The sequence below is a fragment of the Vibrio sp. SCSIO 43155 genome (assembly GCF_023716605.1).
In the GTDB taxonomy this organism is placed as follows: domain Bacteria; phylum Pseudomonadota; class Gammaproteobacteria; order Enterobacterales; family Vibrionaceae; genus Vibrio; species Vibrio harveyi.
Genome location: NZ_CP071853.1, coordinates 151,738 through 167,627 on the forward strand (window position 1 = coordinate 151,738; position 15,890 = coordinate 167,627).

Consider the following 15,890-nt stretch of genomic DNA (forward strand, 5'->3'; position numbering starts at 1 on the left):
CCCTCCTAATCGATCATGGTTCTGGCGTGGTCATAACGGAAAACCGGACCATCCAAGCACACGTATTTGTCACCAATTCGGCAGTGACCGCATTTACCAACTGAGCAAGCCATTCTGCGTTCGTAGTCGACCCAAATCTGGTCTTCTTGAATGCCTCTGGATAAGAAGTCCTGCACGACGAACTTAATCATGATTGGTGGACCCACTACGATGACGCGGATGTTTTCTTTGTCAGAGAGGTCAAGCTTGCTGATGTGCTCGGTGACTAAGCCGCTCTCATAGAAGTGTTCGTCGCCACCGTCATCCAAGGTGGTGATGACGTGATTGGAGTAAGACCAATTCAGCAAGTCGTTTTTGTACAACACGGCATCTTGGTTTTTGAATCCGAGGATCAAAGACATCTTCTTCACATCACTTGGGTTGTTGTGAAAGTAGTTAATCAGCCCTTTAACCGGAGCAACGCCAGTGCCGCCCGCGACCACGATGAGGTGTTTATCTTGGTATGCTTCCATCGGGTAGCCATTGCCCATTGCGCCGCGCATCATCACGCGATCACTGGCGTTTAATTGGAACAGCTCGCTGGTTACCTTGCCGACATTACGTATCAGCAAGTCGACGTAACCTAAGCCGTAATCGGAGACGGAAATAGGAGCTTCACCCACAAGGGATAAACCCACTTCGACAAATTGTCCGTAGTGCACCGGAAAGTCGCACGCGACGCGAAAGTTCCATTCCAGTTCTGTGTGCTTTTCGATATGAATAATCGGGTAGCTTTGCGGCAGCATCTTGTTTTCACAATCGCACATTAGAGCGCCTCCTCTACAATCGATGTCATCTTGTTGATGATGTTGCTAAATGAGATGTAGTGAGGGCACCGGTCGTCGCAGCGTCCACATCCGACACACATATGGTGTTCGCCTTGGCGAGACTTAAAATCGTTGACCTTATGCAAGGCGCGATAACGTAAGCGCTCTCCGGTTTTATGACGGAAGCTGTGACCGCCAGCCATATCCGAGAAGCCATCAATCATGCAACTGGCGTGTTGACGGCGACGTTCACCCACTTTGGCTTCTTGGTTATAAACCACATCAAACACGTTGAAGCAGGCACAAGTCGGGCATGAAGAAGTGCAGCGACCGCAACCAATGCAGCGTGAATCGTATTCTGACCACACTGGATGACCGAGTAACACTTCACGTATTTTCGTTGGGTCATCGCAAACCGAATCTGGCGTGCGGACTTTGACTGGATTGGACTTGACGAAGCTGACACTGTGCTCAACGTCTTTGCCTTGTGAAAAGTAGGGCGCTAGCTCTGGATCTTTAATAGTGACAATGGCGCCGTGATCACTAAATTGCACTGAAGCGGCGAAGTTATCGGTTTTGTTGGTCCCCATAGAGACACAAAAGCAGTTTTCGAAACTTTCGCTGCATTCAATCAGTACAAGTTTGAGTTTCTGGCGCAGACGTTTGTAGTAGAAGTCTTCGTGACCGCCGTTTTCTAAAAACATGTAATCAAGGCTTTTGAGCGCATTGATGTCACAAGCTCTGAGAAACAGAAACACAGGGCGCGCATCGACACTGGATTCTCGTAACTCGTCGGCGTTAAACCAAAATAGGGTTTCGGTAATTGGGAAGACGATCTCTTTGGCTGAAAAATGGCTTTTCTCTTTCCACTCCAGTTGGTCGTAACGTTCTAATTCTTGGTAATCCAAATTTGGGGTATGGGCAAAACGACCCGCGTATTCTTCATAGACGGGCGCCATCACCTTATAGCTCTGACGTAACGCCTCGATCGCCGAACCCATTTGCTGAGTAGTTAAAAACTTAGGCATTGTTCTATCTCGTTATTTTCAAAAACTAATGAATCGTGCGTTCTAAACAGGGCTCGGCGGTGGACTCAAACCATTCCAGTGACTGTGAAAGGGAAACCACGTCTCCAACCACTATGATTGCTGGCAATGGTGGTTTTTGCGTTTTGCAGGTTTCATACAGTCCAGCTAAGGTAGTGACGATCTTGTTTTGATTTTCTCGTGTCCCATTGCTGACGATAGCGCAAGGTGTATCTGGCGCGAGACCGTGAGCAATCAGGTTGTCTGCGATCGCTTCTGCTTTGTGTAGCCCCATGTAGAAAATTAGGGTGTGGTCGATGGCGGCAAGTGCGCTCCAATTTGGTTCGCTAGCATCATTACAGTTTCGACCCGTTACCAAGGTGACACCCCTCGAAACTTGTCTATGAGTGACCGGTATCCCCGCATAAGCACAGCACCCGAGCGCTGCAGTTACACCCGGCACAACTTCATAGTTGATACCTTGTTGAGCTAAATAGGTCGCTTCCTCACCGCCTCGACCAAATACAAACGGGTCGCCCGCTTTTAAGCGACATACCGTCAGACCTGTGATTGCGTAGCCCTTCATCATTTGGTTGATTTCTGCCTGAGTTTGCGAACACTTACCGTAGTGTTTGCCTACGCAGATTTTTAGGGTTTTTCGTGGAATTACATCCAAGACTTCTTCCGAAACCAGATGGTCATAAAGCACAACATCAACGCGATTGAGCAAACGAAATGCTTTAATGGTGAGCAGTGATGCATCGCCTGTGCCCGCCCCAACCAAATAAACCTGACCATAAGATGGATTGGATGCCTTCATTAAAAAATACCCCAAATCAATACAACGAATAGGATGGCGGCAATGAGCCAATAAAACACTTGATGAACGTTGTCGCTAATCCAACCTAGCTCCTCTAACATCTCGTTAGGCAGGTCTAAATTTATTTGCTCTATGTAATCGTCCAGTTCTTTCATTTTCAATTGGCTTCATGCAATCCCCTGATGCATTTAAGGTTATTGGTGAGAGCCGTTAAGTTAAATCAAAGAAAAATAAACACCTGTTCAGAACTGATTAACGAGAGGGTGTTTGGGGGCAGAACTTGAGTCGGTTAAAAGACGGGAAAGAGGAAAGGGGAGTGTCAGTTTTTTTGATTTAACTGACTGTAATAAAAATAAAAAAGCCAGAGCGATGTTTGCACTGGCTTTGTCGTTTTTGGAAAAGAAAAGCGTTATGCTGCTTTTAGGTGGCAGACGCGATTCTTGCCCAATCTTTTTGCTTGATAAAGTGCTTTGTCAGCTTGCTCCACCACGTGATGGTAACTGGTTTCTAATGGTGTAAATCCAACACTTGCCGTAAATCGCACATCGCCACAACCCAAAGTGAGATGGCTTCTTTGCAGCACCGTTAGGAAGTTATCCAGTTGGTGTTTGGCATCGAATTCGTCATTGGCTTGGAACACGATTGCAAACTCTTCACCACCATAGCGCGCTAAACAAATCCCTTTTGGTTTAGGGAAACAGTCGCGCATCACTTCAGCTGTTTTTTGGATGACCAAATCGCCCACTGGATGACCGAATTTATCGTTGATGTATTTGAAGTTATCAATATCGACCATCGCGATAAAACGGTTCTCTGAATGAAGCTCTCTCGACACTTTTGCAGCTAAACACGCTTTATTTTCGAGTTGCGTCATTGGATCTTGATGGCGTAAACGGTCATGCAATTTGAGGTTTGCCAACGCTACTTGGGCGTAGTTCTGAATCAAACTGAGCACGCATTTGTAGGTTGGGAATCGGCAACTGACGTAAGTCACCCCAAGCAGTTCTCGTCCATCAAACAACGGAATGCAGTAGTGATTACTGTTGATCTTGAGCTTTTTCGTCAACTCGTCGCCGTACTTCTTGTTGCGGTAAGTGAACGCACTATGAGAAAAACGCGCTGCGAGCTCGGCATCGGTTAAGACGAGCTTTTTGTTACCGTGATAATCGAGGGTGTAAAAGCTGTAATTCAAGCTGTCGTATAAACAGAACTGTATGCCTCTGTGATAGCAGAAACGATCCAAAACATGCTTGAGTTGGGTTTTGAACTCATCAACGCTCTCAGTGCCATTTAGGCGCGCGAGTGACAAATGCAGTTGGTAAGTGAGGTAATTGATACCAATCGCTAGAGCTAATAAAGAAGCAATGACACCTGCAGTAAGAGTAAATGGATAACTGTTGTTGAGGATGTCGGCGCGGTCTGTGCCCGCCACAAACACCCAGTTTAATCCGTTGTCTGCGTCGAAGACCGAAATCTTAAAGTTATCTTGGTAATAGTATTCATGTTTACCAAACAACAATCCTGCGGCTACTTTCTCGCTAATGCCACCGTGATAACTGACAGAGTTATCGCCAATTCGGCTTGGATCAGGATGGAACACTAAGCGTTCGGTGTCTCTGTCTACGACAAACACATAGCCTTTATTCAAAGTTTTAAGACCGCGTAGCTGCTGAGTAGTATGGAGGAGATCGAACTCTAACCAAAGTTGGTATTTGAGGTCTGGGTTGTCATGTTTGATGGCAAATACCCAGCGTTGTTGCGGGTTTTGGTATAGCGAAGAGATGGAAAATTTATCACTGACGGTATTCAGCTTATGCCATAAGATCTTGCTGATATCCGCTTGTTTTACCTGACCAGAAAGACCATAGGCAATGTTACTATCTGTCGTGGTGTAGAGAATGTTGGAGTACTGTGGTGAGTAATCGATGATGCCTTGGCTTAGCTCATGAAAGTCAGGATCATTAAGGTCTTGCTTGCTTGTCTTTAGTGCGGTTTCTAGTAGATAGAATTTGCTGAAAGCCGCTTCGATTTGGGAGTGGATCAGCCGCTCGGCGGTGATGATATTGGTTTGAGATTGCCGATAAACCATCGACTCAGAATCAACTAACTGAGCATAAGCCAGATAGACCATAAATCCTGCGAGAAGTAGCAGGTAAGGCCGCAGAATACGGATTAAGAATTTAGGTAAAGCCATGGTGCCAAATTACGTTGTAGATATTATAAATGTGATTTGGCTAACGATATTAGATTAGTTTCATTATCGCATCAATGCGTATGGTGTGTTCTTTGACCTGATTGATGGATATCTGCTCGAAACGTCCATAAAACAAACCCAGCATGCAGCTGGGTTTGTAAGAACTTATAGGATTGGACGGCGAATCTGTTAGGCTTCTTGATTTGGGTTATAGTGCAAAATTGCCATCGAAGTTGGAGACAACAGGACTTCTCCTTCCGCATGTCCTGGGTTTAGGTTACGTACGTTGGTATCGCACACCGTCACCCATTCTTGACCACGCTCACTTGGCAGCTTGAAGCGCGCTGGTGCATTGGTTTGGTTGATCAAGTAAACCAACTCTTGCCCTTCTTTACCAATGCCTAAATGCAGCGCTACTGAGCTTAAACGGTTCCAATCGTCATGTTCCATCAAGCTGCCATCAATACGACGCCAGAAGATGCGGTTGTTATTACGATTTTCACCACTAAAAGCACGAATGAATGGCACCATGTATTGATTACGGTTTGCCACCATTTGTGAAATCCATGCTTTGAAATCTTGCTTGCGCTCAGACGTCGCCCAGCTCAACCAGCTAGTCTCGTTATCCTGACAGTAGGCGTTGTTGTTGCCACCTTGCGTATGGGATAACACATCTGCAGTCAGGATATGAGGAATACCGAACGCAAACAGCAAGCTAGCAATCAGGTTGCGTTTTTGCTTTTCGCGTGTAGCGATGATCATTAGGTTTTCGGTTTCACCTTCAACGCCATAGTTTTCCGAGCGGTTATCACCATGACCGTCACGGTTCTCTTCGCCATTGGCTTCGTTATGTTTTTGCTTGTAAGACACGAGATCTTGCAAGGTAAAGCCGTCGTGATATGTGATGTAGTTGACTGTGAGTTTGTAAGGCCAGTTCGCTGCGCTGTAGATATCACGAGATCCCATCAAGCGCGTCGCAAACTCTTTTAGGTAACCTTGATCGCCGCGCCAGAAGCTGCGGGAGATGTCTCGCAGTTTGTCGTTACACTCGTTCCAACCAAATGGGAAGTTACCCACTTGGTAGCCATTAGGACCGATGTCCCAAGGTTCTGCAATCAGCTTTGTCTCGCGAAGAACTGGGTCTTGCGCGACCGCTTTAAAGAATGCCGCTTCAGGGTTGTAATCATCCCCTTGGCGACCGAGTGTTGCTGCCAAGTCAAAACGGAAACCATCAACTTTAAATTCGCTCACCCAGTAACGCAGCGTATCCATAACGAGGTTAAGTGCTGGCTGATAAGTCAGGTCCACCGTGTTGCCACAACCAGTGAAGTTCGCATAGTGAGGACCATGCTTGATGTAACAGCGAGGATCGAGTGCTTTTAGGTTGAAGATAGTCGGACCTTCACCGCCTTCCGCCGTGTGGTTGTACACGACATCAAGAATCACTTCGATGCCGTGCTTGTGCAGCTCTCGAATGGTAGTTTTGAGTTCTGTGACGGCATCTTTTTCGGCATAACGAGGATCTGGCACCATGAAAAGGTAAGGGTTGTAACCCCAATAGTTCACCTTATCCATCTTAAGCAAATGCGGCTCGTGCATACACGCAGCAACAGGTAGCAATTGCAACGTATTGATGTTTTGTTGTTTGTAAAACGCCAACATCTCAGGTGACGATAAACCTAGGTAACGTCCTCTGTCATCACTTGGGACCTCTGGGTGTTGTTGAGTTAACCCTTTTACGTGGGTTTCAAATAACACCATCTCTTCTCTTGGTATGCGAGGGTGATCGGTGTCTTGCCAATCGAAGTGATCCTCGATAACGACACATTTAGGCATATCAAAGCTTTTTGCAGGAGAGAAAGGAGGTTGGTAGTGGAGGGCTTTATCAATCGACTTTGCGTAAGGATCAGAAATCAGCAAAGGTTGGTCTTGATGCGTCACCACATAGCCATACTTCTGCCCAGATTTAATGTCTGGAATAAAAGTATGACGAATACCTGCATATTCATTTGGTAAGTCGTACAGTGCATAGCTGCCGTCTTCTGCAAAGAGCGCAAGTTGAATGTCTTTACTGCTTGGCGCATGAATAGCGAAGTTACAACCTTCTTTATTTAGGGTTGCACCAAGTGGGTAGGGGCGAGAGTGAAGTCGTGTCATCAGAGATACTTTTTTTAATATTTATTGCTACCTTTAAGAAACTATAAGTAAAAAACTTTGTCTTACTTAGGTCAACCACCTTAGAACGAAAATTATCACTGTAATTAAATTACTTTCTACGTCCTATTTTTGACGAAAATATGAAATGGCTATCACTTTGTAGCCACTATAAACCGAAGAAACTTACTAATTCCTCCCTAGATTGGTGATCTGACTCGAAAAAACACCATTCGGTAATTTTTCTCATCCTTTCTCATCCCCCCTAAATTAGTTTGGGGTGGAGGACGTCATCCTTGTACGCCTTGGGTAATCTTAAGACTGTTGAAACAAACGGGGACTTGTTCCCATCTTACCTCTCTTTCTTTAGGTGCATTTTTACTGCCTATATTCACCTAAAAGAGTGAGCAGGGAAGACAGAATTATAAATACCCTTAATGGAGTTAAGAATGAAAAAAGTAAGTGTAATTGCTGCTGCTGTTGCTGCAACTTTAGCTGCTGGTTCTGCTTTCGCAGTGGATTTCCACGGTTACATGCGTGCTGGTGTTGGTGTGAGCGCTGATGGTGGCCAACAAGTAACATTTGAGAAGAACAAAATCGGTCGTCTAGGTAACGAAGGCGATGTATACGGTGAAGTTCAACTAGGTAAAGAAGTTTACAACAACAACGGTAAAACGTTCTACGTTGACTCAATGTTCGCAATGACTTCTAACGGTTCAAACGACTGGGAAAGCACTTCGGCTAACTGTGGTCTAAATGCTAAGGGCGACAAAGTAGAGTGTGTTGACGATGCACAATTTGCTCTACGTCAGTTCAACGTTCAAGCTAAAGGCGTTCTAGACTTCGCTCCAGAAGCAACGCTATGGGCTGGTAAACGTTACTACCAACGTCACGATATCCATATCTCTGACTTCTACTACTGGAACATTTCTGGTGCTGGTGCTGGTATCGAAAACATCGAAGCGGGTCCAGGTAAACTATCTCTAGCATGGGTACGTAACGACCGTAGCGACATCACTGACCCAGGTAACGACGGTAAAGCTGCAAACGTAAACACACTTGATGCACGTTACGCAGGTCTTCAACTATGGAACAACGCTTCTCTAGAGCTAGGTCTTAACTACGCACTAGTTAACGAAACTGACGCTGCGCCAAACAGCACTAAAGATGCAAAAGATGGCGTAATGTTCACAGCTGAATTGACTCAAGGTCTAGATTCAGGCTTCAACAAAACTGTAGTTCAGTACGGTACTGAAGGTTACTCTAAAACAATGGCGTTTTACGGTGACGGTAGCTGGTACGGTGCAGAAGCGAAAGATGGCGCATCTGGTTACCGCCTAATCAACTGGGGTGTAATCGGCATGGGTGACAGCTGGGAAATGGGTCACCAGTTAGTATACGGTGTTGGTGAAGAAATGTGGGCTGGTCAAGACAAGTGGGAAACTATGTCTGTAGTCGTTCGTCCAATGTACAAATGGGACGACAACCACAAAACTATCTTCGAAGCGGGTTACGCGATTGATGATAACGACGGTGACGAAAACAAATACGGTAAGCTAACAGTTGCTCAAGCATGGTCTGCTGGTTCTAGCTTCTGGGCTCGTCCTGAAATCCGTCTATACGCTTCTTACCTAACAGCGGATAAAGCGGACAACTCAAACACATTCGACAACGGTCGTTCTGACGATACATTCCAGTTCGGTGTACAAGCGGAAGCTTGGTGGTAATCATCTAACCATTAAGTCCTAAATTGTCCTAGAATGATACAGCCAGAACCTATCTGGCTGTATTTATTTCAAAAACAATAACGAGTCGAGGTAGACGGTAATGAAAAAATGGCTTGCTCCCGTGCTGTTGGGAATGTTGGCTACGGGTTGTTCTTCTGTAGAACAAGTAGACATGAGCCCGAAAGGTCAGCAACAAGTGATCACGCAGTCGGGTGATATTCAATGGGTACCAATTGATGTACCTGCGGTTACTGAGTTCGCTTTGACTGATAAAAGCCAAATGCTATTAGATGGTAATAGCGCAGGCGCAATTGCAGCGTTCGCTCTACCGGGTAATCGCGGCAGTCTCGATATTAAACTAGAGACATTCGTAAACAAGAACCTAGAGTTCTATGCACCAAACGTCGTTGTAATGAATGCGGCGGGTGAACCTATTTACCAAGCAGATTTTTCAAAGTTTGAGTACGTGCCAGCAAAACTACTGGATAACGATAAGTTCGTACTTGAAATGAATGTAATTCCAGACATGACAGGTAACGATTTGCATGTGTTGGTTTACACCACTTCCGATGATCTAAAAGGAAGTTCAGAAGTTCTTCACCCTGCAAAAGCCTTCGCACTGGCAAATCACACTCAGCCGCCAGATATTGCAGATCCTCAAGCGAAACACAGCCCACTTGGTCAGTTCCGCTTCTCAGTATCCGCGAACGATATCGTGAATACTAAAATTGTCGCGAAAAACGACAATATCCCACAAGGTACGGATTTAACCAGCTACTACCACAGCTCGATTAAAGCAGCGGTCGCGGCTAATGATATTCCGAAAGCACTAACACTGCTTGATGAAGCGAAAGAATTGGGCATCGAAGGTGCACAAGAAGTATTTGTGAAAGCAGTAAATACAAAATAATTAAAAAAAGGTCAGCGATATGCTGACCTTTTTTATTACTCTATTTGAGTGTTTAAAACTCACCCCTACATATAGTTAGCTTATTCACAAATTTATTTGTTTTACTTTGTTTTTTATATTTAACAGATCAATAATTAAATTGTGTTCCTAACCTTACTCGTCATCGATTAGGAAATAATTAAACCTATCAAAGTAATCTGGCTCAGCAAGATATAGAATAATATTCTTTATCGGTAGTTCGATATTTTGTTCTTTTTAAATATTAAACTTTTACCAACTTGGTGAGTTTTTATTTACTTTGGAATATTAAAAAGGAATTAACGTGAAAATGAACATGATGAAAACATCACTTGCTGCTGCCTTACTTGTTGCTCTTGCTGGCTGTCAATCAACGGCAGAACCAGAAGCGGCGGCTGAGCCTATTGTTAATCTATCTCAAGATGAAGTCGTCGCTTTTATGGCGGCTTGTGATAACCCAGATAGCACGGCGAAAGGTCCAATTTCTAAACCACTGTTTGTTGTTGGTACGTTTGCTGATTCAGATTGGAAGCATGTACCTCAACGCCAATACACTTATAAAGGTAATAACTTCTACCAAGTTGTGACGCAAGAAAAAGCAGGCTCTTACAAAATGCAGTACGCGACAGAGTTGTGGTTCCCACAATTTACTGCGAAAGGCAATCGAATGAACGTGGGTGAATTAACACCACTGACTTTCGGTGGCTACGGAACGGATACAGCGGTTGATATTAAAGAAGATGGTAAATATGTTTGGAGTCTTCAATTTGAAGGCGAAGGCAAACCACTTCATGTAATGGTTAATAAGTGCCAATAATATTCCATTTCGTTATTTAGATTTGCTTTTTTTATTAACCCCTACATGGAGAACGTGTCGGGGTTAATTTTATTTGGGAGAGTTTAATGCACAATATCCGATATAATAAACTGCTTGGTAAATCGCTTATTGCGTTGAGTGTTGTCGGCGTTTTATCGGCATGTAATTCCTCTGGCGGCAGTGATAGTGGCAGTACACCACTTCCAGATTCGAGTTATGTCTGCCAAGCGAATGTGATGGAGCAAAGTAATCAGCTTCGCACGTATCAGATCATGGTTGAGAGCTTTGTCGATGGTGATTCAAACATAGGTCATGGGACCGGATATGGTACCAGTCATCACAATGGCGACTTACAAGGCATCATTGATTCCCTGGATTATATCCAAGACTTAGGCATGAATGCGATTTGGTTGACGCCAGTTTTTGAGTCTCAAGCGATTGCGGGACAAGATCACTGGGCAGATCGCTTGGATGCAACGGGTTATTTTGCTACGGATTATTTTAAGATTGATCCTCGCTTTGGCGATTTAGAAACGGCAAGAACCTTAGTTAATGAGGCACACAAGCGTGGTTTGTATGTCTTTTTTGATGGCGTATTCGGTCACCACAAAGATGGATTGATCAAACCTTCTCCGTCTGGCTTGCTGCCTACTGGTGGTAGTAATCCTGTTGATTATCCTGCCAGCTTAGACTTCTACAAAGAAGTGGCGACCTATTGGGTGAAAGAGCTGAAGATCGACGGCTGGCGTTTGGATCAGGCGTATCAAGTACCAACGGATGCATGGACACAGATCCGCAAAGCTGTCGATGATGCTTCGCAAAGTGTGACTTACACAAATGCTGATGGCAAAGACGTTAACCCTCTTGGCTATATGGTTGCAGAGATTTGGAAGGGCGAATCTGATATCGCAAGTGAAGCGTATGGGTCTGCGGATGATCCCGCGTTGTGCTCGGCGTTCGACTTCCCAATGCGTTACCGCATCGTAGAAACGTTAGCGGTAAATGAAAGTGGCGTGGGTGGGCGAGGTGTTGATTGGTTGGATAATGGCTACCAAACGCACAATCAGTATCCATCCCATGCGCAGCCAAACTTAATGATTGGCAACCACGATTTAGTTCGTTTTGGTGACTTACTTCAACGCGGCGGTATGGCTGATATTAATGACGCCGAGTATTGGCAACGTCATAAGGCTGCGTTTGCTTTCCAAGCGGCTTATACCGGACCAATTACGCTCTACTACGGCGACGAAATTGGCGATCAAGTTGATGGGTTTGCTGCGAAAGAAGACAATAACACCTGCGCCGTGCGAGGCGTGTGCGATGACCATGTCGCCCGCAGCAGCGCTAAGATTGAGGGTGTGACAGCAACCTTGGATGCAAATCAAGTTGACCTAAAAAATTACGTTAAATCTTTGATGGCGATGCGTGCAGCTCATCCAGCCCTGTATCAAGGTTCTCGCGTTAACTTAGCGGCGAGCAATGGTAGTTATGTCGATCTGAAAAAGTCTGGCAGTGATCAGGTGTTGTTTGCGCTTAATACATTAGAAAGCGCTCGAAACGTTATTTTGACCGAGGCGCAAGTGGGTAGCTCTCAAGCGCTGGTGGATTTGCTAACGAACCAAACAATCACACCAAGTAATGGGCAATACCAGATCCCAATGTCCGCACTACAAGGGCGATTCTTTAAAGTAACGTCGAGTGTGCAATAGCATCTAAGGCTACTTGCTCATTAGTATTTTATTTCTATCCAAAGCCAAGTGCAGTCTTCTACCCCCATAGAGACTCACTTGGCTTTTTTTGTACGTTTTAGAAATCATATACCCAGCTAATTCCAAGATGCTTGACTCAGCGAGAGTGATTTAGTTTGTAGACGTGGCGGCGATTTAAAGGTTTAGTTCTTCTAAATCAAGAGCCGACAACAAAGTATACAGGACAAGGTCTTACTGTTTGCAAAGAGTGCCCTTCGGGAAACAGGGAATCCATGACAACGCTCTGAATCCTGCATCTTGAAGTTAATTGGGCATGACATGCTCTGTTGTTTCGATTCCTATCCCATCTCTATCTCTATACGCATGTTCTATCTTACTGTTTTATATCGAACAAACGATGCTATCCAAATCGAGAAACAGTACGCAATTTGTGAGATGCTCTGCACGATAATGAGAATATTCACATTCGTGCAACGTAAAATTGTGAGTTAACGCTTATTTATATGTGATCATTATGTTTATCTTTTCTTGAATTTATATAACCAATGGAAAATTATAATGAAATCCATAGCGAAACCCCTCTTTATCCTACCTTTGCTTTGCTCTCCATTCGCCTACAGTGACGTCATCAACGGTGACTTCGAACAGTGGAATGGCAATACGCCAACACAATGGGCTGTGATTGACTCTGGTATTGCGGTATCTCCTACTAGTAACCAAGTGCAGTCCGGTGGTTTAGCGGCGCAAGTAGTCGTGAATACGGGTACCCAAAGCAACACGGACTTTCTGCAAACCATTAATGTGGAGCAAGGGAAAACCTATCCATTTGCAGTGTCTGTTTATCACACTGAAGGCAATGTTAAAGCGCGTCTGATTGTTGATGGGTACCATGGTTATTCAAACCCTAAGCAAACCAATCAATGGCAACAGCTCACACACAGTTATACCGCATCATCAAATAAAACCATTAACGTTGGTCTGAGATTCTATGATGAATCGGGCTTTGATGGCTCTGAAGTAGTGTATGTCGATAACTTCCTACCTAACCAAAGCGGTGGAGGTACTCAGCCTCCGGTTGAAAGCTGTAATGATAATGAAATCCAACTGACTTTGACGACTGATAGTTACGGCTCAGAAACCAGTTGGGAACTGAAGGACAGTCAATCAAAAGTACTCTTCTCTGGTCAAAGCTTCGACTCTTCTAAAACCTATGAAAAGACCATGTGCTTAACCGATGGTGACTATCAATTTACCATCAATGATAGCTACGGTGACGGCATTTGTTGCAGCAGCGGTAACGGCTCGTACGCTTTGATGCTTGGTCAAAAAACGCTTGCTTCAGGTGGTGAATTTAATAAAACGCAAACCACCAGTTTCACGCTTGGTGAAGCAACTACACCACCGGTCGTCGGGGAATATTACAAAGCGGCGGAAGGCAAAACAGGTTTTGCATTGAAAACGGCGTTGTTCAATATCATCAATAATCACACTGGTCGTGGCTACTCTGCGATTTGGACATTGGTGAAAGATGCCGATCTGGACAACTACTATGAAAAAGACGGCACAATCCTAGACATGTACTCAGAAAAACCATTGGGTAATGATGCTGTCAGCTTTACCAAAGTGACAGATCAGTGTGGTCAATACAAAGCTGAAGGGGATTGCTATAACCGCGAACACTCATTCCCGAAAAGCTGGTTTGGTGGCAAAGTTGAACCAATGAACTCAGACGGTCACCATTTGTTTGCGACCGATGGTTATGTGAATGCTAAGCGTAGCAACTGGCCATTTGGCGAGGTGGGGAGCAGTACTTATGTTTCTAATAATGGCTCAAAATTAGGCTCAGCCAGTGCATCTTTGGGCTACTCAGGCACAGTATTTGAGCCAATTGATGAGTTTAAAGGTGACTTCGCTCGTGCTTACTTCTACATGGCAACACGATACGAAAACGTGATTGGTAATTGGGAAAAGAACTCAAGCAGTTCAGACGCTGTACTCAATGGCACAAGCACGACGGTATTTGAACCATGGATGCTTAACATGCTTAAGCGTTGGCACAAAAACGATCCGGTGAGCGCGAAAGAAATCAATCGTAACCAACAGGTATTTGATTTCCAGGGTAACCGTAACCCGTACGTCGATCATCCGGAATTTGTCGAAATGGTTTGGGGTAACTAATCTCGTCAACAGACCCCAATAAAGCCGTCCACTTGGGCGGCTTTGTTTTTATTGTGCAAACTTCGCGATGAGCTTGGCGAGGGTTTCCATAGCTGGCTGCCAGTTTTTTTCAGCTCCGAAGTTCGCCACACTGAGGCGGATACAGTTTTGGTACTGCCCCTGCGTGCCAAATACAGAGCCGGGTAGAATACTGATCTTGTGTTCATTACAGGCTTGATAGAGCGCGTAGCTGTCAGTTTTTGGTGGTAAGCGTAACCAAAGTAAGAATGAGCCTTGTACGGCATTGATTTGATAATTATTTTTTAATTCAAAGTGTGCGTCTAAACATTGATTTAGCATTTGCAAATATCGACGGACGTTTGCTTGGTACACGCGACACATTCGCGCCGTATGCGTGCGATATTTCCCCGACGTCAAAAAGGTCGCCACCGCTGACTGCATCAAGTTCAAGCTGCCCATGTTTTCACACAATAAATACTGCTCGACCTGAGCGCGATAACGCCCTGCCAGCATCCAACCAATGCGAAGCCGTGAATCGAGCGTTTTCGATAAAGAATTCACATAGATCACTCGTTGTTTTTCATCCAACTTTCGTAGGCTTGGCAAAGTCTTATCGAAGCTCAACGCACCAAATACATCATCTTCAATGATGGGAACGTCTCCAGAGACCGCGAGTAGCTGCTTTCGTCTTTCAAGTGGCATCAGAGAGCCGGTTGGATTGGTAAAGTTCGGTGTGACGACAATGACTTTGATCTCCCATGTTGCCATTGCTTTTTCTAGTGCGTCTGGGTCCATACCATCTCGGGGGCAGCTTGGGATCTCAACCACTTGTAAACCAAGCGATTCAAGCATTAATAAGTTACCGAAATAGCACGGTGATTCGACAGCGACAATATCGCCGGCTTGTGTTGTTGCTCTTAATGCAAGGCTGATTGCTTGTTGGGCACCATGGGTTACCAGAAGATCGTCAACATTCGCAGGAGTTCCCAGATCTTGAGTGATCTTAGCCAACTGTTTGATCAACAAATCATCGCCTGGTGGCAATTGATAATGGCTGGATATATGGCTTTGCTGGCGACTATGGCGACCAATTTCGGCATACAGACTTTTGATTGCTGGGGCATCAATATTTGGGTGTGCAGAACCAGTCGGAAGCCGCTCTTGATACTCAGGGTAAGTGAGGATTTGCTTACACACGGAAAGTAAATCCACACGCGTAGGCTTGGCGATCTTGGCTTCACTTTGTTCTGTGGGTTTTACGCGATAACCGGATTTGGGCACAGAATAAACCATGCTTTGCGCTTCCAGCTCTTGGTAGGCACGGATCACCGTGTTTTTACTTACTTTAAGCTCGGTGCTTAATTGACGGATGGAAGGTAACTTATCGTCCGGTTGATAGACCCCATTACTGATCGCCTGTTTGAGGTGGTGCTCGACGATCAAGTACTTGTTCGCATCAAGCGTACTGATTAAATCTGTACCCATAAAAACACTTCCATCTGTCACTTTTTGAAAACACTGTACCTAACTAC

The 15,890-nt window shown here is 44.9% G+C and carries 12 protein-coding genes; 5 read left to right on the forward strand and 7 right to left on the reverse strand.

Annotated elements, in window-relative coordinates:
- Window positions 1-5: 5 nt before the first annotated feature.
- The 6 genes from asrB to glgX all read right to left on the reverse strand — a co-directional run bounded on the left by asrB (window position 6) and on the right by glgX (window position 7,002).
- On the reverse strand, window positions 6-806 hold the full coding sequence (gene asrB, locus J4N44_RS17690; protein WP_009706541.1) for an anaerobic sulfite reductase subunit AsrB: 801 nt from the start codon (window positions 804-806) through the stop codon (window positions 6-8).
- Window positions 806-1,834 (reverse strand): anaerobic sulfite reductase subunit AsrA, encoded by a 1,029-nt coding sequence (gene asrA, locus J4N44_RS17695; RefSeq protein WP_252045535.1) that lies wholly within the window; start codon window positions 1,832-1,834, stop codon window positions 806-808. The genes asrB and asrA overlap by 1 nt, the downstream gene beginning before the upstream one ends.
- 25 nt (window positions 1,835-1,859) lie before the next feature.
- Window positions 1,860-2,651, reverse strand: coding sequence for a uroporphyrinogen-III C-methyltransferase (gene cobA, locus J4N44_RS17700; protein ID WP_045485795.1), 792 nt, complete (start codon window positions 2,649-2,651; stop codon window positions 1,860-1,862).
- Entirely contained in the window at window positions 2,651-2,806 is a 156-nt protein-coding gene (locus tag J4N44_RS17705) for a hypothetical protein (protein ID WP_252045536.1), read from the reverse strand. The genes cobA and J4N44_RS17705 overlap by 1 nt, the downstream gene beginning before the upstream one ends.
- 254 nt (window positions 2,807-3,060) lie before the next feature.
- Window positions 3,061-4,782 carry a sensor domain-containing diguanylate cyclase gene (locus tag J4N44_RS17710; RefSeq protein ID WP_252045803.1) on the reverse strand — a complete coding sequence of 574 codons (1,722 nt, stop codon included), beginning with the start codon at window positions 4,780-4,782 and terminating at the stop codon, window positions 3,061-3,063.
- 252 nt (window positions 4,783-5,034) lie between these two features.
- A complete protein-coding gene (gene glgX, locus J4N44_RS17715; RefSeq protein WP_050938319.1) occupies window positions 5,035-7,002 on the reverse strand; it encodes a glycogen debranching protein GlgX in 1,968 nt (655 codons plus the stop codon).
- A gap of 446 nt (window positions 7,003-7,448) precedes the next feature.
- Here glgX and J4N44_RS17720 point away from each other — a divergent pair, with 446 nt between their 5' ends.
- From J4N44_RS17720 to J4N44_RS17740, 5 genes are all read left to right on the forward strand, one after another.
- Window positions 7,449-8,726 carry a maltoporin gene (locus J4N44_RS17720; protein WP_005449575.1) on the forward strand — a complete coding sequence of 426 codons (1,278 nt, stop codon included), beginning with the start codon at window positions 7,449-7,451 and terminating at the stop codon, window positions 8,724-8,726.
- A 100-nt stretch (window positions 8,727-8,826) separates the two neighbouring features.
- Window positions 8,827-9,636 (forward strand): MalM family protein, encoded by an 810-nt coding sequence (locus tag J4N44_RS17725; protein WP_005449574.1) that lies wholly within the window; start codon window positions 8,827-8,829, stop codon window positions 9,634-9,636.
- Between the two features lie 328 nt (window positions 9,637-9,964).
- A complete protein-coding gene (locus tag J4N44_RS17730; RefSeq protein ID WP_029788722.1) occupies window positions 9,965-10,471 on the forward strand; it encodes a glycosidase in 507 nt (168 codons plus the stop codon).
- 86 nt (window positions 10,472-10,557) lie between these two features.
- Window positions 10,558-12,180 carry an alpha-amylase family glycosyl hydrolase gene (locus J4N44_RS17735; protein WP_239213829.1) on the forward strand — a complete coding sequence of 541 codons (1,623 nt, stop codon included), beginning with the start codon at window positions 10,558-10,560 and terminating at the stop codon, window positions 12,178-12,180.
- A 558-nt stretch (window positions 12,181-12,738) separates the two neighbouring features.
- Window positions 12,739-14,358 carry an endonuclease gene (locus J4N44_RS17740; RefSeq protein WP_252045537.1) on the forward strand — a complete coding sequence of 540 codons (1,620 nt, stop codon included), beginning with the start codon at window positions 12,739-12,741 and terminating at the stop codon, window positions 14,356-14,358.
- Between the two features lie 48 nt (window positions 14,359-14,406).
- Here J4N44_RS17740 and J4N44_RS17745 read toward each other — a convergent pair whose 3' ends face one another.
- Window positions 14,407-15,843 (reverse strand): aminotransferase-like domain-containing protein, encoded by a 1,437-nt coding sequence (locus J4N44_RS17745; protein ID WP_009695882.1) that lies wholly within the window; start codon window positions 15,841-15,843, stop codon window positions 14,407-14,409.
- Between the last annotated feature and the right edge of the window lie 47 nt (window positions 15,844-15,890).